Here is a 24373-nt window from a genome sequence, read left to right as displayed (position 1 = left end):
AAGGGCTTTTTGTAAATTACTTTAGTTATTTCTAGCAACCGCAGCCATTATTGTCTGAATTACCTTTGCATCCACAACCACTTGCTGGATTAACACCAATGCATTTACCATCGTAGCAAGAAACATCTAATGGCATATACTTAACTTGGATATTATCTTTATAAACCTTTAACATATATTTTCTATTTGGGCATAAAGGTCCTAGTAAGAATTGTCCATATTGATCTGTAAATGTGTGAGTCAATGGACATGGTAATTTGCAACCATCTACTACTTGAAGTAGTTTAACAACAGCATCTGCTACTGGGCATCCATTAGCATCTAAAACTGTACCATGAATAACTGATCTCTTCTCAACTGGTAACTTAATAACAGCCTCTATTTGTTGATTTTCTCTTGGACATACTGAACATACAGCACATTTTCCGCTCATAACTTTTACCTCCGTAGTTGTTCTTTATACTTATAAAATATGTTTTAGAAAAAAAAATGTGCTATTATTCTGTCAAAATTTATCATTATTAGTCTACTAAGTTATTAATCCACTTTTTAGATTTAAATCTTCTTAGACAAAATACCCCTTTTACAATCTCTTCTAAAGTACATAAAGCATACACTTGATATACAGGTAACTTAAGTATAAAGGCACCTATAAAGGCTACAGGAACTCCTATAAACCACATTGTTGACGCTTCAATAGCTAATGATACCTTAGCATCTCCTCCACCTCTTAAAACACCAACAATTATTATAATGTTGTAAACTCTAATTACCATTATAAATGCTATTACATATAAAATATTTCTTGCCCATATCCTTACTTGCTCAGATACATCATATAAAGTTACTATTTGATTAGATAATAATATTAGCCCTAAAGATAAGATTATTCCTACTATACACCCTAACATCACACACTTCTTGCCATATTTATATCCCTTGTCTTTATCTCCTCTACCAATCTCATTTCCAACTATAACAAGAGATGCTGACCCTATTCCAAAAATGACTACCATAAACAGGTTATATACTGTAGTTGCAATCTGAACTGAAGCTATAGCTTGAGTTCCTATTCTTCCATAAATAACATTATACATTACTGATCCTAGTCCCCAGCACCCTTCATTTAATAAAACAGGAATCATAGTTATAAATATCATCTTTACAAAATCTCTAGAAAATGAAAATAATTCTTTTATCTTACCAGCCAATACACTCTTAGAAATATAAATATATGCTATCAATATAGTAGTTTCTAATACTCTTGCTATCAATGTTGCTAGGGCAGCTCCTTTTACTCCCATGGCAGGAGCCCCTAAATTTCCAAATATAAATACCCAGTTTAAAAATGTGTTAGTTAACAATGCTACTGCACTTACTAACATTGGAATAGATGTTTTTTCAATACACCTTAATGCAGTTGCAAAGTTAAATGTTAATGCAGTAAATACATAGCTTAAACATACAACTCCTAGATATTCTGAACCTAAGCGTATAACATCTGTACTTTTATTAAATATTGAAACAATAAAACCAGGCGATATTAGTGCAACTACTGTAAATATTAATCCTATAATTACTGCTAATAAACTTCCTAAACCTACTACTTTTTTTATACTTGCTATATCTTTTCTTCCCCAATACTGCGAAGTATACACAGCCATCCCACTAAACATTCCCATAATTAAAATATTAAATAAGAAAAAATACTGATTTCCTATTCCTACTGAGGCTATTTCTACCTCACCTAATTTTCCAATCATGATTGTGTCCACTATATTTAATGATGATGTAATAAAGTTCTGAATTATAATTGGTAATGCTATTACAAATATTTTTTTATAAAATGTTTTGTCTCTTTCTAAAATTGCTTTCATATGTCCCCCTTAATAATAAAAATGAAGCAAGCACTTTAGAAGAGTTAAAGTGGTTGCTTCTCACTATCTATTGAATAATTATCTTTAGATATTCTATCAAGGAAATTTTCCAATGTCAATTATTAGCATTTAAAAAGTGGAGTAGATATTTATTTTGCTTGTTCCGTCGCCACGCTCCAAGTGACATCAAAACAAATATCCCCCCCACTCCTACTAAAGATAAAGAAAAAAGCCGTAGATAAATATCTACGGCATAACTAACTATTTCTTTAACTTGAATGAGAACTTAGTCCATGGCTCAATGTAATCTAATAAGAATAATTCTTCTTCTACTATTCTAGCAACTACATTACTCTTTCCACTGTTCTTCATATCCTTAAGTGCTACTTGTAGCTCTCCAGCATATCTAGTATATAAATCAGATTCTACAATTATATCTCCTCTTTTTATATCTGGAGTGTTAAATGGTGGGAACTTCTCACCTTTATACTTAACTCTAGATTGAGTTGATCTAGCCATGTATTCTGAGTTATCTCCTCTGTTGAAGTGGAATTCTTCAAGAACGATTTTTCTTTCTATTTCAGGAATTCCATCAACTAATTCAACTGTGAATTCAAGCATTTCTTTATTAATTTCACTTAAAGCCTTTAATTCTTCTTCAGATGCATAGCAGTTAGCTATTATAACATCATCAATACCTGTTGCAAATAAATGTTTTGCTTGAACATCTATTGGCATATCTCTATGCATTTCTAAAGTACATAACCCTTCTGATACAGGCCATGGTCCAAACTTAGCTGTCGGAGAATTTACAAAGGCAGCTGTATTAATTCCTAATTCCTTAAATTGTTCTGTACATTTCATATAATGTTCTAATGAAAGTCCAGTATAAACATGTGGATAGAAATTATGGCATCCATATATGTTGTTTACATTTGGTCTAAATGATAATATGTTGTCTACGTACTTTGTACCGTTACTCATATTTAATTCAACTTTTAAATCATATGGATTAAATGACATTATAGATTCTTCATTTCCAGCAAAACCTTCATCAAATCTAATTCCGCTTAATCCCATTTCTTTAAATACAGATAAATCTGTTATAGATGCCCCTAAGTTCTTAAATACTGTTGGGTCTAAATCTGCTATTACTTCCATTCCATGCTTGTTTGCTACATCTAACATTCTTTTGAATTCTGTAACTACTTCTTCAGTAGTTTTTCCTTCTGCAGAAAGTAGACAAGTAAAAATTCTCTTAAACCCATATTTTGCAGCTAACTCTACATACTCAATTATTTCATCCATAGAACTATGACTTGGATAAACTGAGATCCCTAATCTTTTCATTGTGTGCCCTCCAATAAAATCAGTTGTTTGTTTTTTTATAAATATAGTATGCTCCTTTTGCAGCTGAAACATCGTTATCAACGTAAGCAACTACATTAATATTTTCCTTCAAATAATTTTCGAAGGCTTTTCTTAAATCTTTAGATTTTCTAATAACGCCTCCTACTAACCCTATTCTACATTTATCAAAGTTTAATTTCTTAAATACCCTCTCTGCTGACTTTGCAATTTCTATACCTTCATTTATTAAGATATTTTTAGCATAGTCATCACCTTTTTCAGCATAAATGGATACTAAGCTGGCCATCGCAGCAATCTCATCTTTAGTTGCAGAATAGATAAACCCAACAATTTCATCTACAGTAGTCATGTTCAATTTATCTAAAATAGCTTGTGAAAGTTCACTTCTATCGATTCCATAATCCTCTTCATGAATCATTCTTTTAAAAGCTTCTATAGAAATTTTATAGGCACTTCCTTCGTCTCCAAGTAGGTGGCCCCATCCACCACAACGTGCCTGTTTATTTTCTTTAACACCAAATGCTGTTGATCCTGTTCCTGCTATTACCAGAATTCCATCTTCACCTTCTAATAATGCCTTCAAAGCCAAATCACCATCATTCATAACCACTGGTTCTATAGAAAACTTATTCTTTACTTCTCTATAAATTAATTTAGCGTTTTCCCCAACTTCGCTTCCTGCAATCCCCAAATATATTCCCTTTAACCCTTCTTGTCCAAGCTTTATAATTAACTCTTCTATTGAAGTAGTTATGTTATTTAAAGCTTCTTCTTTTCCATTAACAAGGTTACCAAAGCCAGTTAATGCTCTTGCTAAAACTTCCCCACTTAAGTCATAAGCAACAGCTTCCGTTTTGGTACCTCCTCCATCTACTCCAATTATATAATCCATAACTATTCCCCTTTATTAATTATTTCTCATCTAATTCTGTATTAAAATAATCCGTTAACCAGAGTTTAAACAAAAGAATTATAATTAATGAACTCTAATGTAAAACATTAGAGTTCATATTAAATTGATACTATAATCTTGTGTATATATCAATTATTTCTATAGCTACGTCTTTTAATGTCATTGTAGTCATGAAGTGGTCTTGTGCGTGACAAAGTAATAATGAGAACTCTGCCTTATCTCCACCTGCTTCTGCTTGAATTAAGCTTGTTTGTGCATTATGTGCATGTCCTAATTCTTCATCAGCTTTTTCTATTAAACTTTTAGCTTCTTCTATGTTATTTTCCTTTGCTGCTTGAATAGCCTCCATAGAGTAGCTTCTAGCTTCTCCACTGTGCATAATTAAATTCATTATGATTTCTTCCATCACTTATACATCCTTTCATTTGGCTTTAGCTTATATGCCGATATAAATACCCCCCAGTATTCTCCCCTTTTATAACCTAAATTACTTTCCAGCCATCTTTAATGCTAAAGCTAAAACTTTTGCACCGTTCATTGTTCCATAATCAACTGTTGGGATTATGTCTACTGGAATTCCCTTTGGTTCATATTTTTCTTTCATCTTCTTTAATAAGAATCTAACTTGTGGTCCTAATAATAATACGTCCATTTCGTCTTCGTGATTCTTAACTTCACCTTCTGCCATAGCTTGGATTGAACATTCAATTCCTTGCTCTTTAGCAGCAGCTTGCATCTTAGTTACTAATAAGCTAGTTGACATACCAGCTGAACAACATAATAAAATTTTTAACATGGTTGATTCCCCCTCAAATTATATTGAAATTTTTTACTTTTAAATTATTTACTTTTGCACTATATATTATAAGCAATTTGCATGCCAACTATTTGTCTTTTTTTATTTTTTTTTAAATGACTCTATATCTTAGTTTCTATAGATAAAACAAAAGATAACTATGTATTTTTAAATACACAGTTATCTTACACACAATTTTACACACTAATTTCTCTACACACTTCATTTATTTGTTACACAGATATATCATTTTCTGTTACCATTCTAACTATAAATGCAAGTTCATTATCAGATATATTAATATTATAAGTTAATTCAATTCTTCTTAAACTTTGCTTAACTAAAATAAATTCTTTACTATGCTTATCTCTATATTCATTAAGTTTATCAAAACTCTTTCCTTTACCACCACTAATGGTCTTCTCAATTAGAAAACATAGATGTATTATTATTCCAACTTTAACTTCATGAGATATCATTATACCTAAGTTTTCTTCTGTTCGTTGCATAGCTTCTCTTACAAGCTGAACTAATTCAATACCATCTATATTTTGAATTTGAGTATCTATCGATTTTGTAATTCTCTTAAAGTCCTCTTCCCTACTGATAAATTCATCAATTCTATCTATACCATCCTCTGCCAATATATCTGGTGCTGGAATGAATGGAATTCCCTCTATATTTAATGATACTGTGCCTACAACAGCTAATATCCCATACTCTAATTTCAAACTATCTATCTTATCAATGAAATCAGATTTATCTAATATATTTAGTGAAATAATTTTTACTTTATCTCTATTAGATAGTCTTTGTAATAGTATTTGTCTTAACTTTTCTGCAGATCCTTCTCCTGTAAAGCAAGCAGTAATGATTAGATTTTCTTTTAATTCAGTATTATTCCTTACTCCTTGTATACCGTATCTGCTTATTTCTAAACAAGATTTGTATATTTCATTTATATCTCTTCCGTTAATAGCCTTCCTTCCAGCTTCTATTACTAATAATGTACTTACCATATCAATTGCTCTTACATCAATTCCTGTTTCCTCTTTAATCATACTTCCGAAGTTGGTCAAAGATCCCATATCAACTAGTAATAGAACACCTTTACCACTATTCATTTCAATTACTTTTCGTTTAGCTATTTCATACATTTGTTCTGCCTTCATGGTTAAAGGCATATCTAATGCTCTAGAATAATTTTCTCCTATCAAGGAATTAGCTACTTCCACCATGCTACTAGCTGTTGAATGCCCATGCATTATAACAAGCACACCAACCTTACCATCCTTCTTCTCATCTATTTCGTAAGGTCTAGCTGCTATAAACATAGTAAGATATCCTATTTCATCTAGTGGCACTTCAACATCAAATTTATTATCTATCTTCTGTGCAACTTCCATAGCTATAAGAAATTCTTTAGAATAGTGTGAACGTATGAAATTTAATTTAGGATGATATATTTTATTCCCTTGCTTTATTCTTTCTAAACTTCCTTGAAGATGTAACGCTAATCCAAAATATACTTTTTCATCATACTGTCTACCTAATTTAGATGAAGCTATATCTAAAATCTCTGCAACAATATCTACTATTTCACTATCTACTATTTTAGTTATTTCATCTCTTCTAAATTCTTTAGGTAAGTCTCTTATATATTTTTGAAAATATCTTTCTATATCTATATTTAAAATATCATTTATTTCTTTTTCTTCTAATCCTTTTCTCTTAAGATCCTCTAATTTATTTTCTATAATATCATAAAAATACTCACCTGTTATTTTACTTTCCTCATTAAAATCCACCATATTAAATGTATTTTCATTATCTTTATAGGAGAATCTAAGAACATCACCCATATTTCTTAAAAGCTCATCTACTTCACCTCTAAATTCTTGCAACTTCATTAATCCCTTATTAACTCTTTGATGTAAATCACTTTGTTCTACAAGAATGTAATCTCTTCCATTTGCCTTATAATTAAGAAATGCTTTAGCGCAAGCTAATTGTATATCACTTTTTAACTGACCTATATTATTAGGACAATCATATAACAAAAATGAAATTAACGCATTTTTATTAAAATATATACTTTTTCCTAGCCTCACAGACTCTTCCTTTATAAATTCTTCTAATAAGTAATATCTTTCTTGAATACTACGTTCTTTTAATGATGGTAATGTTATTGTCATAGGTATTCTTCTAGTAAATGTCTTTAACATAAATGATTGGGGTTCTTCAGTAGTAGCTGTAATTATTTGAGCTTCTACATTAATAGGATTTTCAGTATCACCTAATGGTCTAAAATAACCTTTATCTATATATGTAAATAACATTTCCTGACCTTGAGGTGATAGCCTATGTATTTCATCTAAAAATATAATTCCACCATCAGCCTTTTTTAAAAGTCCATCTTTATCGCAATCAGCACCAGTATATGCCCCTTTTTTCACTCCAAAAATTTGTGCCATGACTAATTGAGGGTTATCTACATAGTCAGCGCAATTAAATCTTATGAATGGAGCATTTTCAGATATAACACCTGACTCTCTTGCAAATTCATACATTAATTCAGCAAACATTGATTTACCTACACCTGTTTCTCCTAATATTAATGTATGTAAGCCTCTTGGGGGGTAAAGCATAGCTGCTTTTGCCTGCTGTATAGGTATCTGTAGACTTTGTTCTGCTCCAACCATTTTATCTAGGCTATTTTTGTTATTTAAATCTATAGTTGAACCTTTACTTTTATAAAGGCTATTCTTTTTTATAACAGAATATAATACAGGTCTACCTTCTATTTTTTCCAGCTTTCCTTCTTTATATAAAGTGTTTAAATATCTAGAAATATTAGCTCTATCTAAATCCATAAAATTACTTAATTCTATTGCCGATATACCTTTACGGCCTTTATTTTCTAGTTGTAATAATGAGTTATAAACTTCATCTAATTTACTCATATTTGCCCCCTAAAAAAATAGTTAGGTACTATTAAGTACCTAACTTTAATTATACTATATTAATAACTAACTTTCAGCTAATTGCATACTTAAAGATACATTTTTTCCATTTCTATATACAACTACTTCTACCTTATCTCCTGCATTTTTATTACTCTTTAATTTACTTAACTCATCAAAAGTTTTTACTTCTTTTCCATCAAACTTTACAATTAAATCAGATGGTTGTATTCCAGCTTTTGCTGCCGGTGAATTTTCAGTAACTCCAACTACCCATAAGCCTTCTTTAGGAAGATTATTTTGTTTTGCTAATTCTGAATTTACTTCTCTAACAGTTATTCCTAAATTTAAAATTGGCTTAGATAGGCTTTCTATTCTATCTTTTGCATCATTAATTGGAATTGCAAATCCCATACCTTCTATAGTTGTTTCTGATTGACCTGATAATTTTGCTGTATTTATTCCAATTACTTCACCTTTAGTATTTATTAAAGGTCCTCCACTATTACCTGAATTTATTGCTGCATCAGTTTGAATATAGTCACCAGTGTTTCCACCTTCAGTTGTTAAATTTCTATTTACTCCACTAACAATTCCTTTTGTTAAAGTCTGTGCAAAATTCTTTCCAAGTGGTGTCCCTATAGCAACAACTTCTTGCCCTACATACAATCCATCAGAATCTCCTAACTCTGCTACAGCTGGCACCTTAGTTCCATCTGCTAACTTAATCATTGCAATATCTCTATTTTGATCATAGTTAACAACTTTTGCAGCCACCTCTTCTCCAGTACTTAATATTACTGTTACATCCTTTGTATTATTAGAAATAGCTAATTCAACAACATGATAATTTGTTAAAATATATCCATCCTCATTTATGATAAATCCAGATCCTATCCCCTCAACATTTTGAGCAAAAAAACCTTTATACTCAGTTCCCTTAGTTGAAATAGTAACAACTGCTGGACTTACCTTTTGATATACTTCCTGTGCTGAAAGAGCCTTTTCATCACTTTGAGTAAAATTAACTGGAGCCAAGTTCACTGTCTTACCTTCTAGGTTACTTGTTATTGTCTTATAGGTTACTAATCCACCTATTAACCCTCCAGACAATGCTATTGCAAGTGTTATTGCTATTGTACCAAATATTTTTAATCCTCTTTTATTCTTTGGTTTCTTATTATCTTCGAAATTATTATGTTCTTCAAATTTATCTGGCTCATGATAAAAAACAAATCCTTGTTCATTATTGTTTCCGTTATCCATGTTAAAACCTCCTATATCCACTCTCTTTTCTTTAACTTGAGTATATATTTTTTTTGTGACAACTATATGACATAAAACTTCAAAAAAAGTATGGGTGGATATTTATTTTGATTGTTCCGTCGCAAGCTCCAAGTCACATCAAAACAAACATCCTCCCTCCGCACTAAATGTAAGGAAATTATAAAATTATTATCCTTGATTTTATAATATGAAAATGTAATAGTACCTTTGATTTATACCTAATTAAAATTTTATACTTTCCTAGATAGAAAAAAATTGGTGAAGAATATATTTATATTCTGCACCAATAAATCCCTATTTACTCTTATTTGATAGTTTTTCTATTTTTTTAGCTTCTTTTAGTACAATTGATATTCCCGATTGAATAGAACCCTTATCCGTACTTGAAATTATACCTGCTTCAGATTCTGTATGATATATAGTTGTCAATTCGCTTGTACCAATTTTTGCAACAGGGTCATTTTCATTACCACTTATTATATACAAAGGCTTGTCTATAAACACATTGTCTAGTTGCATTTCTCCGTTATATTTATATAAGTTTTCTAACTCATTACTTACTGCTTTTCTATAGTTCTTTTTAGTTTTATGTACTGCAAATTCTTCATCTGCTCCTTTTGGAAGGTTTTCTTCAAACCCATCTATAGAATAAGTAAGACCTAACTTGTCCATTAAAGTAGTTAATCCAAAAGAGGCTCCCACTGCTTCAACTTTACTTTTATAATACTTCCATCTTATACTCTTCTTAAAATCTTTACTTTTTAAAGCTTCTTCTGATAATGGCCTTATTAATACCATACCTGATACCAACTCTGGATACTCTTTTGCAAAATTAGTCATGATTAAACTACCATACTCTTCGCCTACAAGAATCAAGTTATCAGTTAGACCTAATTTTTTTATTAACTCTCTAAGCTCTTCTGTTTGAGATGCTATATCTTTTTTATCCCTAATAGTATTAAAGCCATATCCATCTCTATTATATACTAGTGTTCTAACACCCAATTCTTTTTCAACACTTTTACACACATCATTCCAAGCATAAAGATTACTTCCTAAAGCTCCATCAAAAACAATTGTGTAACTTCCACTTCCACTACTTTTATATTCTATTTTGTTATCATCTATCTTTACATAGTTTAACCTTTGCCTTACTTGTTCATTTCCTATAAAATTACTTAAGCTTTGAAATATAAAACCACATAGTAAAACTATAGCTAAGACAATACTAACTTTTTTTACCCATTGCAATATAGATAATTTTTCCCTCATATTAACTCTATGAAGTCCATTCGATTCAGGTATAAGATTCAAGCTTTTCACCTATCCTTCATTTAATTTTAAATTTGGTTTTGCATTTAAATCAAGGGAAGAATATTCATTATCCATAAATCTAAAATATGCTGCTGAACCTATCATAGCTGCATTGTCTGTACATAACTTTAGCTCTGGAAATAAGATTTGAACTCCAACTTTCTCACCTTCACTAATTAATGCATTTCTTAAGGCTGAGTTAGCTGCTACACCTCCAGCTATAGCAATTTTATCTAATCCTTTATTTTTAATTGTTAAAAATACATTATCTCTTAAAACTTCTACCACAGCTTTTTGGAAAGATGCTGCAACATCAGCTTTATTAATTTCAATATTTTGCATACTGCATTTGTTTAAGTAATTTAATACTGCTGATTTTAAACCACTAAAAGAAAAATCTAATGTTTCTTCATGGAACTTTGCTCTAGGAAACTCTATTGCATTTGGGTTTCCTTCCTTTGCAAGCTTATCTATCTTTGGACCACCCGGATATCCTAACCCTAAAGCTCTTGCTACTTTGTCGTAAGCTTCTCCAGCAGCATCATCCCTTGTTTGACCTAATACTTCATATTTGCCATAATCCTTAACATGAACAATAAAAGTATGACCTCCTGATACTACTAAAGATACAAAAGGTGGCTTTAAATCTTTATGTTGAATAAAATTAGCAGATATATGTCCTTCTATATGATTTACTCCAATTAAAGGTTTATTAGCTGCATATGCTAATCCTTTAGCATACTGAAGTCCAACTAATAATGCTCCAACTAGTCCTGGGCCATATGTAACTCCAATTGCATCAATATCTTCTAAAGTTACATTAGCTTCATCTAAAGCTTCCTTCACAACTTTATCTATTACTTCTATATGCATTCTTGATGCTACTTCTGGTACTACTCCACCAAATTTTTTATGTGTATCTATTTGTGTCGCTATTATATTTGATAATACTATTCTTCCATTTTCAATAACTGCAGCAGATGTCTCGTCACAGCTGGATTCAATAGATAATATTAATTTCTTTTCCATTCCGTTATCCCTCGTACTTTATATTTATTAAAACTATATTATATAATACTTAATTAAGTATTATATATGAATTTTTATATCTTGTATTAATAAGAATAATACTGTAAATTTAAAATTGAAATTCTATTTTAATTATAATCGCTAATGGTCAATATTTCAGCTATTTTGTTATAGAATTTATGGAAAATTAAGTTTTACTTAAAATAAAGGAGTAAATATTATGTCATCTTATGCAAAAGTTATAGTAAATGGATCTCCTATAACTAAATCCAACTTTAAACTACATAATGTTAATGGTCGTGCTATATTACCTTATAATTCTGGACAATATCACGATAGATATGCACTATACGAACAAGAAATAGCATATATTGCTCGTTCTCAAAATCCAGAAATTGTTTTAACTGAAAGTTTAATAGCAATCCTTAAGGTATACTATAAAAGCGAAAAAAGACATCCAGATACTATAAATATTTGTAAAAGTATTTTTGATGGTGTAGAAAAAAGTGGATTAATAGTTAATGATGCTCAAGTAAGAAGGATAGTAATTGAAGAGTTTTATGATAAGGAAAACCCTAGATTTGAACTTGAACTATTTGGAGAAAGTGAATACTCTCTTACATATTCAGTTTTACCTAAGAAAACTTCAACTCAAAAAACTGAATATAAACCTCTACGAAAGAACTTTCATGAAAAAAGTGTTTCTAACTTAAAGCAGGAAACTATTAAATCTGACAATGTATGTAGTATGTGTAAGAAATCAATTACTTCTAATGATTTTATTACTGCTGATAAAGGAAAAACATTGATTTGTAAAAACTGTTTTAAAAAACTTTTCTAGAGAGGATAATCTAATTATGATAAGCAAGATATTATGTATTGGTGATAGTCTTACATACGGATATGGATTAGCTAAGGATAAAGCCTGGGTTAATCTATTAGAAAACTGTTTAGATATAGAGATTATTAATAAAGGAATAAATGGAGATACAACTCCATCAATGTTAAATAGATTATATGAAAATCTTATAAAACATAAACCTGACATAACTTTTATAATGGGTGGAACAAATGATCTTCTATGTGGCAGAAAACTTTTTAATATAGTAGACAATATTGAAGAAATGATTTTAGAAACTTTATCTAATAATTCTAATGTAGTAATTGGAATTCCACCTATTATAATAAAAGAGATGGCAGAAGAATTATTTATGCCATCCCAACTATATGATTACTGTCTCTCATCACTTCCAAAGCTACGTACTTCCTTAATAGAAGTCTGTGAAAAACACAATGTTAAATATGTAGATTTTTATAACCTATCACTTAAAAATATAGATAAAAATATTTTTATTGATGGTATTCATCTTAATTCTCTTGGTAATACACTTATGAAGGATGAGGCATTAAGAATATTTAGTAATAATAATTTCTAATATATTCTGCTGCCCTTTTTCCTGCTTCGCCACCATTAATATCCTTCTTAGTTAGTGCTTTAGTACCATATATTAAATTTCCACAAGCAAAAATGCCTTTAATTCCTGTCTCATACTCATTAACAATTGGTGCAAGTGTTTCTTTGTCCATTTCAACTTTTATATTTTTTAATAGTCCATTCTCAGGAAAATATTCTACAGATAATAATAATGAGTCACACCTTAAAATAATCTCTTTACTATCTATACTAGAACCTATTTTAACTCCTGTAACCCTTTCATCACCAAATATTTCTGTCACCTTTGAATTAAGGTATATAGGCATATTAAATCCTTCTATTATATCTTTGTTTTCATCATCAAATATGAAGTTTTCATTTTCCTTTATTAAAACTCCTTTTATATTAGCACCTTCTATATATAATCTTCGTGCTACTATTAAAGCCCATTTACTACTTGCCACTATAACAGGTTCTTTTCCTAATAAATATCCCTCTAAATTTACTACTCTATGGGCATTTCCTATACTATTAATACCTGTGTAGGTATTGGTTGCTATATTTATGCTTCCAGTAAATTTCTCTCTACATCCCGTAGCAAAAATTATTGCGCTGCCTCTTATTTCTGTAACTCCCTCTAAAGAATTTACATATGTTATAACCTTATCTTTAGATAAATCTATTACTTCTGTTTCTAACTTAATATGAATTTTATGATTAAGTAATCTATTTCTAATAAAATTAACATATTCAGGACCTGTAACTTCAACATTTAAAATACTGCTACCAAATCCACTATGAATACATTGATTCACTACTCCTCCTAATGAATCTTCTCTTTCTATAATAATTACACTTTTCACTCCATTTTCTAAGGCACTTAGGGCAGCTGTCATGCCACTAATCCCACCACCAACAACTATCAAATCATATTGAATCATAAAGAAACTTCCTCCTTAGACTGCCTTATATCACTCAAATTTCTTAATATAAGTTGATTATAACATATTAACTTTTACTATTAAATTTCGAAAATAAATAAGGTGATTTAATATGAATTCTTTTTTTATAGTTTTATATATTTTAGGTTTATTAGGCATTAGCTCTTCTATAGTGATTTTAGGACTTAAAATACATAAAAAACGAAAAATCTATAACTATATAACTTTAATTTTAATAATGGTATCATTTATACTTTTAAGTTTAGGAACAATATTAGGTCTTATGAACATAAAGAATAATAGTTTAAATTCCGTAAATAAAACTGAAATAGATACATCAGAAGCATCGATAGCTTCCTATAAAGATTTATCATTTATATATAGATTTAGTAATTCCAACTCATCTAACAATAAAAATGCATATATATCAATTGATAATAATTCATCTTTAGTATTTACAGGCATAGTACACTTAAAGTTTTTAGACCAAAATAATTCTACTGTTTCCACCTTAAATTTACCAGTTAAAAACTTGATACCAAATACATCTACTAAATCAAACATTCAAGTTGATATGAGTGTATCAAAGATTGAATACTCCTTTAACGGAAAGTTTGAAACAGTATCTTCAAATAGTGAAAGTTCATATAAAATAAAAGACTTAGCCTATGGAGATAATTATTTAAGGATTGAAGTTATTGCAAATTCTTCAGATTTGGATACTCTAAATAATATTTGTAGGGAATTAAAAGAAACCTATACTTATGAATACTGTAAAGGCTTTTTAGTATATTTTATAGATAATAAGTCTGATAGTTTTAATGATGCCTATGCTGATTTCTTTGGTGATAATGAAAAGAACTTATATACTCTTACTCTATTTGAAAATAATAAAAGATATAAAGTAGATTAAATAAAATCTACTTTATATCTTTATTAATTGATCTGCTTCATTCATAATATCAACAATTTCACTCATATCTATTTTTGTACCAACCAAAACTTTGCTTCTTAAGTCATAGTGATCTATGCACATTGATGATGAATATATTTTAACACCTTTTTCAATTAGCAGTCTTATTCCTTCAATAACTTTGGAATCTTCAGATAGCAACTTTACACCACTATTTAAAAATATAATCTTCTTAGGTAATCTAAATTCTTCACTTATTGTATCTAAATAAGAAATCATTAATTTCTTTCCTAATTCCTCATCACCTTTTCCTAACATATCAGTCGAAATTATAACAACATAATTTTTATCTTCTTCTAATACCTCTAAGCATCCTCTTTTTTCAATAGTTAGCTTAAACTCATCACCAACTTCTTGTGAATCAACGTGATATCCTTGAGTCATTGCATATTTTGTTATGTTACTATTTGCAATCTCATTATCTACACTTACAGTTGCTTCCCCTTCACCAATAGAATCAAAATATTTTTTTACTTTCTTTATCACTCTTGGACCTTCTATACCTCTACAGTCAATCCTCTTCATACCATCACCTCATACTGTAATTAAAGCTATTTATTTATAAAAATGGTTACATTTAAATTATATCATTTATTAAGATTTAATAAATACTCTTTCTTTAATTTGATTTGCCATATCATATTATACTATAATTGATTATGATTACTGTTGAGAGGTGAAGAAATGAGTAACTTATTAGAACAAATTAAGCACTATCTAAAAAATTTCGATAAAAATAAATTAATAAAAATGGGATTATTCCTTATTCCTCTTTTGGGAATAGTTTTAAAATCTATATTTCTACAAGGATTTATACAAAATCAAAATCCATATAACTTTAACATATCTCTTGGATTTTCCAATGCATCTCCTTGTATAAATTATTATTTTGCTTATACATTAGTATTCTTAAGTTTTAGCTTATTATTCAAAGGTAAAGGTAGAATAATATATCTATTTGTTATAGATGCCCTAATTACTGCATTAACATTATTAGATGTTATGTATTTTAGAGGATTTTTAACAGTACCTTCAATCCTTATATTAACTCAAACTGCTAATTTAGATAATCTTGGTGGCTCAGTAATGTCCATGCTTAGCTCATATGATTTCATATTCTTCTTGGACTTTATCATTTTAGGAGTTTACGTTTTCTTTACTAGAAAAACTTACTCAATTAATCCTAAAAAAGCTATAAAAACATTTTTAGCTACATTTATTATTCCTTTAGCATTTATATTATATGTTCCTTTTAATCTTTTTGTATTAAACAATGAGGATGTTAAAGACGCATATCTTTTTGATGGATATGATCCAACTAATACAGTAAAATACTTTACTCCTGTTGGTTATCACATAATGGATATAATAAATGTATATAAGGATTCAAAACCTTATGAATTAACAGAAGAAGAAAACAACCAAATTAATCAATATTATAATTGGAAAAATGAAAATCTACCTGATAACGAGTATGCAGGAATTTCAAAAAATAAAAATTTAATTGTCATTCAAGTAGAATCTCTTGAATCATTTGTTTTAGGCAAAGAGATTAATGGTAAGAAAATTACCCCTGTAATGGATGAACTAATACAAAAAGGTTTGTACTTTCCAAACATATATGAACAAGTTAATGAGGGGACAAGCTCCGATTCTGACTTAATGGTCAATACATCTATGTTGCCATTAAGAAGAGGAAGCACATTCTTCAGATATCCAAATGCTACTTATAATTCATTACCTATAATTCTTAGGAATGCAGGATACACATCCTCTTCTATTCATCCTGATAAAGGTTCTTTCTGGAACTATGCAAATGCATTAAAGGGTGGTATTGATTTTGATAACTTTATTGATTATTTTTCATTTAATGATGATGAGCAAATAGGTATGGGTATAAGTGATAGAAGTTACTTCGAACAAGTTGTACCGATGCTAAAGAATTTAAATTCACCATTCTTTGCTCATACTATAACTTTAACTAATCATGGTCCTTTCGACATTCCTCAAGAATATAGAAAGCTAGGATTAGATGAAGAGTTAGATAAAAGTGAGCTTGGAGGTTACTTTGAAAGTGTTCATTATACAGATGAACAAATTGGATATTTCTTAGAGTTACTTAATAAAGAAGGAATTCTTGATAACTCTTTAGTTGTTATAGTCGGGGACCATACTGGAGTTCATAAATACTATAATCATGGAATAAACCAACTTTCTCAAAAAGAAGCTTGGTATTTAGATGATGGGAATCCTATTGTTCCTTTAATAATCTATGATAAAGATATTAAAGAAGCAAAAACATTAGAAACTATTGGTGGTCAAATTGATATAATGCCTACTATGTTATATTTACTTGGAATAGATAAATCATTATATGAAAATACAGCACTAGGTAGAAATTTATTAAATACTAATAGAAGCTATGCTGTATTAACTAATGGAACAATTAAGGGAGAAAACTTATCAGCAGAAGATGAAGAAAGAATAAAATCTTCCCTAGATCTTTCAGATAAAATGATAAGAGCTAATTATTTCAAAAAAGGTAATTAAAATAATAAGACACGCTATTTACAGCGTGTCTTATTATTTTACTATTTTCCTGCAACGGATAATTCATTAATAATAACAGATGGTGATCCCACACTACTCATTGGGAACTTTAAGTCTTCCCCTATAACTTTAATTTCTTTCAATAAGTCAAAGAAGTTACCAGCTATAGTTATTTGTTCAACAGGAAATGATTTCTTTCCATTTTCAATATAGAATCCTTTTGCTGCTAATGAGAAATCTCCAGTAATAGAATTTGCTCCTGAATGCATTCCTGCAAGCTCAGTTATCATTAGCCCTTCCCCTACTTCTTCATATAATTCATCTATAGATTTACTTCCCTTCTCTATATAGAAGTTTGTTGGAGATATTCCAACTGTAGATGCATATGAAGCTTTAAATCCATTTCCTGTAGTTTTTATACCTGCTTTATTTGCAGTCTTTAAATTGTGAAGTAAGGTTTCTAACTTTCCTTTAGATATAATTTCTTTTTTATATGTTGCTACCCCTTCATCATCAAATGGAGTAGAAGCTAACCCATCTTTTAATAGTGGATTATCAACCAAAGTTACTATTGATGATGCAATTATTTCTCCTTCTCTATCCTTTAATAAAGAAAGACCTTTTTGTGCTGCATCTCCACTAAATACTCCGGCAAATGTTGATAATAAGGAAACCATAGCTTCATTATATATTAATGTCTTATACTTACCTGACTTAATGCTTTTACCATTTATTCTTGATAACGCCTCTTCAATACCTTGTTTAGCTATCTTTGTTGGATTTACTTCTTTTAATGAGTTTGCTGTTACGTAACCAGTTCCATCATATTTTTCCCCTGATTCTTCAACTATAGGTACTACATATGCTGTTAGCAGATTAGTCTTATTACTAAGCTCTAGCCCTTTTGTATTATATATTCCATAGCTAGATGTTCCATATCCTACGCTACATCCTCCAAGATTAACTACTTTATCAGATAACTGTTTAGCTTCCTTTTCCATATTTAAAGCAATATCTATTAATTCGCTAGGTTTTACTGATTCTAGGTCTTCAGAATAAGTCTTCACTTCCTCATATTCTTTATCCCCTTCATAAATAAACTGTATATCTTCACTCTCAACAGTTTTAGCTCCATCTTTAGCATTCTTTACTAACATTTCAATTGCTTCTTCATCCATAATTTCTGTGTATGAATATCCCATTTTCTCTTGAATTTTTCCTCTAAAAGATAACCCAAAAGTTTTGTTTAAGTTATATTTTTCAACCTCTTCCTCATAAACAGTTATATTTAAACTTTCTCTATTTACAAAATATATCTCACACTCTTGAAATCCTTCATTTTTAGCTCTGTTAAATAATTTTTCTTTAAATTCTCTAAATTCCATGTTAACCTCCTATCTTCCACCTACAGTAATTTCTTTTACTCTAATCATAGGTTGCCCAACATTAACAGGAACGCTACCAGATGAAGAGCCACACATTCCTTGAGCTTGTTCTAAATTAGTTCCAACCATATCAATATTCATCAATACTTCGCTACCCTTACCTATTAAACTTGCACCTCTAACAGGCTCTTGAATTTCACCGTTCTTAACAAGATATCCCTCTGCTACAGCAAAATTGAACTCACCAGTTACAGGATTAACAGAACCTCCACCAAGTTTCTTAGCGTATAACCCCTCTGGAATTGATGCAATTATATCCTTTGGATCATCTTCTCCTGCTGCAATATAAGTGTTAGTCATTCTAGATGTTGGAGCAAACTTATAGCTCTGTCTACGAGCATTTCCTGTTGGATCCATCCCCATCCTTCTACCATTTAACTTGTCTATCATATATGACTTTAATATTCCATTTTCTATAAGAACATTTTTTCTTCCAGGTGTCCCCTCATCATCAACATTAATTGAACCCCAATGGTTTGGTAATGTACCATCATCAATTGCAGTTACTTTTGAAGATGCTATTTGCTTACCTAAACAATCAGAGAATACAGAGTTACCCTTTGCTACTGATGTAGCTTCTAATGAATGTCCACAAGCTTCATGGAATATAACTCCACCAAATCCGTTATCAATAGCGGCCATCATTCTACCAGCTGGACAATTACGCGCATTTAACATTACATATGCAGAACGTGCTGCTTCCTTACCGTAATATTCTGGATCAATCTCATTAAACATTTCAAAGCCTTTATATCTTCCTGGCCCCTCAAATCCTGTTTGATTTTCACCATCCTTAGATGCTACAGCATTTATTGCTAATCTTGTTCTAATTCTTCTATCTTCAACGTAAAGCCCTTCTGTATTTGCAATAAGTACTTTTTGATCTTTATCTATATATGATACACTTACTTGAGCTATATCTGAATGATATTCCTTGGCACTTTTATATGCTATTTTCATTACACCAACTTTTTTATTGTAATCAACAACATTAGGGAATATTTCAATGTTATGTCTATCATTTATTACAGTTCTATTATTAATTACAATAGTTCTTTCTTCCCTTAAATCCCCTAAGGCTAAGGCTGCTTTATATGCAGTATCTAAAAGACCTTCCTTACTGCTATCATTTGTATATGCATAAACGCTCTTTAATCCTTTAAAGATTCGAATACCAACGCCATAACTTCTACCCCCTAAGGCGTTTTCAACTTTATTGTCTAAAATCCCAATAGAATTATTTATACTATCTTCTTCAAATATTTCTGCAAAATCACCACCGGTAATTAGACACTTAGATAAAACCTTTGATGCTACCTCTCTTGAAATCATTTCAATCCTCCTATTTTATTGTTCTACTGTTTTCTTTAAAAGCACTTGCCCACTTATCAATATAATTTGAACTACACCATTCAGCCATTATAACAGTTTCTCCCTCTTCAAGCTGTATCCTTTTTAGAGGTTCGTCTGATAAGCTACCATCTACAATTCTGTAAATAAGCATTTCATCCTTAAGAATTATAACTGCCAGAGATTTATATGGTGATGTATACGCATCTATCATATATGGGTTAACTCCTTTTAAAAGTTTCCATGATATTAATAGTGTATCATAATTTAATAATTTTTTAATAGGCTTTAATCTTGTTGGAAAGTTAATATATTTATCATTTTTTAAAGACGACATTCTTCCCTGGATAACCCATTTTCCATTATCCCTTAACAAAGTAAAATTACTATAATCTATATACTGCGATAATGATGATTTAATTTCATTATCAAGTGTACTATAGGTTTCATTATAGGCATCCGTATAATCAGTATATGAATCTTTAGTTGTATATAAATCACTTATAGATATTCCAGTTGATGTATTCATATTATCTATTGGTAGTACTTCGTAATAATCAGATTCATATTTGCTATTATTACTTACTACTTCTGTTGCTATATAATCATTACCTATAAAATTTATATTCCTTAATAAGGTTGTTCCATCTTCAATATTACCTTTTATTTCTTCAACTAACTTGTTATTATACTCAACCGTAGCTATATCAATTGGAGCTGATTCAAAATACTCGTATTTTATCTTTCTTCCTTTATCCTCATACAACTTTGGTTCTAAATACCATATACCCTTAAGTCTTGGAAATATAATATTCTCTCTTTCTTTAACATCTTGAAGGCTTCCATCTTTTGTACTAATCCATAAGGTTCTATATGTTTCTGGCATTCCTTCTGTTGTAGAAGGTTTCTTCAAAGTTATATATAGTCCTTCTGAAATGCCTTTTTCATCTTTAACAACTGAGCCTTCATAATCAGTATACTTTTGCTCCTCACTTATATCTATATCTTTATCTAACTTAACTTTAAAAATTATCCCTTGGTAATATACATAGGATTCCTCTTCTGTATTATAAAAAAATTCTGCTAGTACTTTATTCTGATATATTATAGAATATACATCTATACTTTCTATATCATTTCCTAATAAGTTTGACATTTTATATTTATTCTCATAAGAAATTGTATAATTAGGTTTTACAACCTTTACTGTATATTTTATTTTCTTAATATCTTCTCCAGATAGGCTAATTCCATTGCTTCTTATTTTTATAGGATTTGAGGTTATGTTTTTTATATCCTCATCTGATAATACATTGGCTTCCAATATCTTATATACCTCTGCATTCCATGCTCCTTTTATTTTCAAGTTCATATTACGTGGAGGTACTATTACTGAGCTACTTTCTTCTTGAACAAAAGAACACCCCATTAGAAGAAAGATACATAAAAAAATACATATAACACTACTAAAAAGTCTTTTCATTAGCTTCTTCCTCCTTAATTACTGGTAAAATTACGGTTACTAATGTCCCTTTACCCTCTTCACTTTCAATAAAAATCTCTCCATCATGTAATTTAACTATTTCATCACATATAGATAAACCTATACCATTTTTAGATTTTGCATTCTTACCCTTATAAAATTTTTCTTTTACCCTTGGCAAATCTTCCTCTGATATTCCACAACCATCATCCTGTACAATTATCTTTAAAGAACCCTCAACAGAGCTAAAACTTATACTTATAGTACCTTCTGCTTCTGTAAACTTGAAAGCATTATCTAAAAGATTTATTAATACTTGCTTTATTCTATCAATATCTACATATATTTTTTTATTCTCAGAATCTAAATTTATATTAAGCCTTTTATTTTCACGCCTAGCTCTAGCTGACATATATACATCGATATAATCAGATATAGCTTTTATTGAAACTTCTTTTTTATTTAAAGTCATTTTACCACTTGATAACCTAGAAAAATCCAGAAGTTCCTCTACCATATTAACTAATCTATCAGTTTCTTTTTCAATTATATTCAATCCCATTTTCAAAGTGTCTTTATCTGTTTGCGAATCATCTAATGTTATTACCCATCCCTTTATAGCAGTTAATGGAGTTCTTAATTCATGTGAAATAGATGAAATAAATTCATTTTTAAGTTGTTCTCTCTTCTGTATTTCTTCCGCCATATAATCCAAGGTCTTAGCTAATTTACCAATCTCATCCTTTGAATTAGTATCACTTCTTACCCCTAGATCTCCTCCAGCCATTTCCTCTGCTACTATAGTAAGTTTCTTTATTGGTACTACTATGTTTTTTGCTAAAATTGTACTAACTAAAATTGAAAAAATAAGAACAGTTATAGATATAATTAAGAAAAATACTATTATATTACTTATTCCTTTATCTACAGCTTCAAGAGAAACAACTAACCTCATTACTCCTATAACTTTCCCATCAGACTCTATTGGTGTTGATAATGCCATTACTTTATAATCATAATAACTTACATTTCCAATCCACCTATTATTTTTTTCTCCTTGTAGCGATTTTTGCACATCCATATATTTAACGTTATCTTCTACTACCCCTATAGAATCCATTAACATTGAACCAGTATTATCATATATCTGTATTTGTGCATCAGTTTGCTCCCAAAATGAATCTAAACTATCATAAATATTTTCCTCTAAAGAATATAAATTAAAGTATTTTTTATAAAAGTTAGTTGTTATTTGTAACTGATTTTTTAATAAATCATTCATATTATCATAGTAGTACTTTCTTACAAAAGTAATAAGTAATATGTCTAATACTAAAATAGTTATAAATATTACTATAGAGAAACTCTTAACTAACCTACTTTTTATTGTTCTCATAATTTATCCCTTCCATCTATAACCTATTCCCCATACAGTTTCTATATACTGTGGGTTTGATGAATCATCCTCTATCTTTGATCTTAGCCTTCTTATATTAACATCTATTATTTTAGGATCCCCAAAAAAGTTATATCCCCATATTAAATTTAATAATTCGTCTCTCGTAAATGCTTTATTAGGATTTTCAATAAATAGCTTCATTAGCATGTATTCCTTAGGTGTTACATCAATCTCTTTATTATCCTTTAATAATTTTTGAGAGTATAAATCAATTATAAATGGACCACCCATTAACTTGTTTTTATTACTACTTTCATCTTCACTTATCCCTATACGTCTTAAAATAGCTTTTACCCTTAGCACAACTTCTAAGGGATTGAATGGCTTTATTATATAATCATCAGCACCAAACTCTAATCCCATAATTTTATCCATATCTTGCCCTTTTGCTGTTAGCATAATAATTCCTGCATTTGGAAACTCTTTTCTTAGTCTACTGCAAACTTGAAATCCATCAATTCCAGGAAGCATAACATCTAAGATTATTATTTCAGGCTTTTCTAATAAAGCTTTTTCAATTCCTTCTTCTCCAGTTCCTGCCTCTATAACCTGAAAAGAGTTTCGTTCTAGATTTATCTTTAAAAAACTTCTTATACTTTCTTCATCTTCTACTAATAAAATCTTTGTCATCATAACACCTCAATACTATTTTCTCTTCTATTATTAATACTTGCCTCATTTTATATCATACTATCAATTTTTATTATAATATAAATATTATTCAAGGTAGTTACAATTTAATTAACATATTTGTATATACAAAAAAGGTAGAGGGAATATTTATTTTGCTTGTTCCATCATGAATCTCCAAGCTACATAAAAACAAATACTCCCTCCACTTATACCAAAGGTAAATAAATTATAAAATTATTATCCTCGATTTTATATTTTTAATATGGAAATGTAATAATACCTTCAATTTATGGTAAATTAAAATTTTATACTTTTCTAGACGTCAAAAAAAGCGATGGTAATCCATCGCTTAAAATTCTAAATGGCTCCGCGGAGAGGGCTCGAACCTCCAACCTATCGGTTAACAGCCGAGTGCTCCACCATTGAGCTACCGCGGAATATTAATCAGAGTTGTTCTCTGAAAATTGCACATAATCATTGAAATATCTTTAACTTGGTCAAGCCCTCGACCTATTAGTATCAGTCAGCTACATACATTACTGCACTTACACCTC

At 29.7% G+C, this 24373-nt stretch carries 21 protein-coding genes and 1 tRNA gene; 4 read left to right on the top strand and 18 right to left on the bottom strand.

Annotated features, from left to right (window positions below):
• Window positions 1-31 precede the first annotated feature (31 nt).
• The 10 genes from I4V16_RS06250 to tsaD form a co-directional block, all read right to left on the bottom strand.
• On the bottom strand, window positions 32-433 hold the full coding sequence (locus I4V16_RS06250) for a carboxypeptidase-like regulatory domain-containing protein (RefSeq protein ID WP_049178047.1): 402 nt from the start codon (window positions 431-433) through the stop codon (window positions 32-34).
• Between the two features lie 88 nt (window positions 434-521).
• The gene (locus tag I4V16_RS06245) at window positions 522-1877 is read right to left on the bottom strand and encodes an MATE family efflux transporter (RefSeq protein ID WP_049178048.1); all 1356 of its coding nucleotides are present in this window, start codon (window positions 1875-1877) and stop codon (window positions 522-524) included.
• A gap of 261 nt (window positions 1878-2138) precedes the next feature.
• Entirely contained in the window at window positions 2139-3227 is a 1089-nt protein-coding gene (locus tag I4V16_RS06240; RefSeq protein WP_049178049.1) for a DUF871 domain-containing protein, read from the bottom strand.
• Between the two features lie 19 nt (window positions 3228-3246).
• On the bottom strand, window positions 3247-4140 hold the full coding sequence (locus tag I4V16_RS06235; RefSeq protein WP_049178050.1) for a BadF/BadG/BcrA/BcrD ATPase family protein: 894 nt from the start codon (window positions 4138-4140) through the stop codon (window positions 3247-3249).
• A 130-nt stretch (window positions 4141-4270) separates the two neighbouring features.
• Window positions 4271-4567, bottom strand: a complete 297-nt coding sequence (locus I4V16_RS06230) for a PTS lactose/cellobiose transporter subunit IIA (RefSeq protein ID WP_027099804.1) — start codon at window positions 4565-4567, stop codon at window positions 4271-4273.
• Window positions 4568-4648: 81 nt separating this feature from the next.
• Window positions 4649-4957, bottom strand: coding sequence for a PTS sugar transporter subunit IIB (locus I4V16_RS06225; protein ID WP_027099805.1), 309 nt, complete (start codon window positions 4955-4957; stop codon window positions 4649-4651).
• Between the two features lie 233 nt (window positions 4958-5190).
• A complete protein-coding gene (locus I4V16_RS06220) occupies window positions 5191-7920 on the bottom strand; it encodes a sigma-54-dependent transcriptional regulator (protein ID WP_049178051.1) in 2730 nt (909 codons plus the stop codon).
• A gap of 66 nt (window positions 7921-7986) precedes the next feature.
• Window positions 7987-9186 (bottom strand): trypsin-like peptidase domain-containing protein, encoded by a 1200-nt coding sequence (locus I4V16_RS06215; RefSeq protein ID WP_049178052.1) that lies wholly within the window; start codon window positions 9184-9186, stop codon window positions 7987-7989.
• Window positions 9187-9501: 315 nt separating this feature from the next.
• Complete coding sequence (locus tag I4V16_RS06210; RefSeq protein WP_195542464.1) at window positions 9502-10530, bottom strand: alpha/beta hydrolase; 1029 nt, start codon at window positions 10528-10530, stop codon at window positions 9502-9504.
• Complete coding sequence (gene tsaD / locus I4V16_RS06205; protein ID WP_049178054.1) at window positions 10531-11550, bottom strand: tRNA (adenosine(37)-N6)-threonylcarbamoyltransferase complex transferase subunit TsaD; 1020 nt, start codon at window positions 11548-11550, stop codon at window positions 10531-10533. It abuts the gene before it with no gap.
• 220 nt (window positions 11551-11770) lie between these two features.
• Between tsaD and I4V16_RS06200 the strand changes: the two genes are divergently transcribed.
• Both I4V16_RS06200 and I4V16_RS06195 read left to right on the top strand, forming a co-directional pair.
• On the top strand, window positions 11771-12391 hold the full coding sequence (locus tag I4V16_RS06200) for a RusA family crossover junction endodeoxyribonuclease (protein WP_195966588.1): 621 nt from the start codon (window positions 11771-11773) through the stop codon (window positions 12389-12391).
• Between the two features lie 16 nt (window positions 12392-12407).
• A complete protein-coding gene (locus I4V16_RS06195) occupies window positions 12408-12986 on the top strand; it encodes a GDSL-type esterase/lipase family protein (protein ID WP_207745415.1) in 579 nt (192 codons plus the stop codon).
• Here I4V16_RS06195 and I4V16_RS06190 read toward each other — a convergent pair.
• Window positions 12967-13926, bottom strand: a complete 960-nt coding sequence (locus tag I4V16_RS06190; RefSeq protein ID WP_195966587.1) for an FAD-dependent oxidoreductase — start codon at window positions 13924-13926, stop codon at window positions 12967-12969. The genes I4V16_RS06195 and I4V16_RS06190 overlap by 20 nt on opposite strands.
• A 112-nt stretch (window positions 13927-14038) precedes the next feature.
• On the opposite strand from I4V16_RS06190, the gene I4V16_RS06185 reads away from it, so the two are divergent.
• Complete coding sequence (locus I4V16_RS06185; RefSeq protein ID WP_111938060.1) at window positions 14039-14839, top strand: hypothetical protein; 801 nt, start codon at window positions 14039-14041, stop codon at window positions 14837-14839.
• A gap of 12 nt (window positions 14840-14851) precedes the next feature.
• On the opposite strand, the gene yedF is transcribed toward I4V16_RS06185, so the two are convergent.
• Window positions 14852-15424 carry a sulfurtransferase-like selenium metabolism protein YedF gene (yedF, locus tag I4V16_RS06180; RefSeq protein WP_195966586.1) on the bottom strand — a complete coding sequence of 191 codons (573 nt, stop codon included), beginning with the start codon at window positions 15422-15424 and terminating at the stop codon, window positions 14852-14854.
• A gap of 159 nt (window positions 15425-15583) precedes the next feature.
• On the opposite strand from yedF, the gene I4V16_RS06175 reads away from it, so the two are divergent.
• Window positions 15584-17449 (top strand): LTA synthase family protein, encoded by a 1866-nt coding sequence (locus I4V16_RS06175; RefSeq protein ID WP_195966585.1) that lies wholly within the window; start codon window positions 15584-15586, stop codon window positions 17447-17449.
• A gap of 41 nt (window positions 17450-17490) precedes the next feature.
• Here I4V16_RS06175 and I4V16_RS06170 read toward each other — a convergent pair whose 3' ends face one another.
• The 6 genes from I4V16_RS06170 to I4V16_RS06145 all read right to left on the bottom strand — a co-directional run bounded on the left by I4V16_RS06170 (window position 17491) and on the right by I4V16_RS06145 (window position 24256).
• The gene (locus tag I4V16_RS06170) at window positions 17491-18834 is read right to left on the bottom strand and encodes a metallopeptidase TldD-related protein (RefSeq protein ID WP_049178061.1); all 1344 of its coding nucleotides are present in this window, start codon (window positions 18832-18834) and stop codon (window positions 17491-17493) included.
• A gap of 9 nt (window positions 18835-18843) precedes the next feature.
• On the bottom strand, window positions 18844-20226 hold the full coding sequence (locus I4V16_RS06165; protein ID WP_099330161.1) for a TldD/PmbA family protein: 1383 nt from the start codon (window positions 20224-20226) through the stop codon (window positions 18844-18846).
• Between the two features lie 10 nt (window positions 20227-20236).
• A complete protein-coding gene (locus tag I4V16_RS06160; protein ID WP_099330160.1) occupies window positions 20237-21727 on the bottom strand; it encodes a hypothetical protein in 1491 nt (496 codons plus the stop codon).
• Window positions 21711-23123 carry a HAMP domain-containing sensor histidine kinase gene (locus tag I4V16_RS06155; RefSeq protein WP_049178064.1) on the bottom strand — a complete coding sequence of 471 codons (1413 nt, stop codon included), beginning with the start codon at window positions 23121-23123 and terminating at the stop codon, window positions 21711-21713. The genes I4V16_RS06160 and I4V16_RS06155 overlap by 17 nt, the downstream gene beginning before the upstream one ends.
• A gap of 3 nt (window positions 23124-23126) precedes the next feature.
• Window positions 23127-23816 (bottom strand): response regulator transcription factor, encoded by a 690-nt coding sequence (locus I4V16_RS06150; protein ID WP_049178065.1) that lies wholly within the window; start codon window positions 23814-23816, stop codon window positions 23127-23129.
• A gap of 365 nt (window positions 23817-24181) precedes the next feature.
• A tRNA-Asn gene (locus I4V16_RS06145) sits at window positions 24182-24256 on the bottom strand.
• Window positions 24257-24373 lie beyond the last annotated feature (117 nt).

This window comes from Clostridium sp. 1001283B150210_160208_E6 (assembly GCF_015669365.1).
Classification (GTDB): domain Bacteria; phylum Bacillota; class Clostridia; order Clostridiales; family Clostridiaceae; genus Clostridium; species Clostridium paraputrificum.
This window is presented reverse-complemented; position numbering and strand designations above follow the sequence as displayed.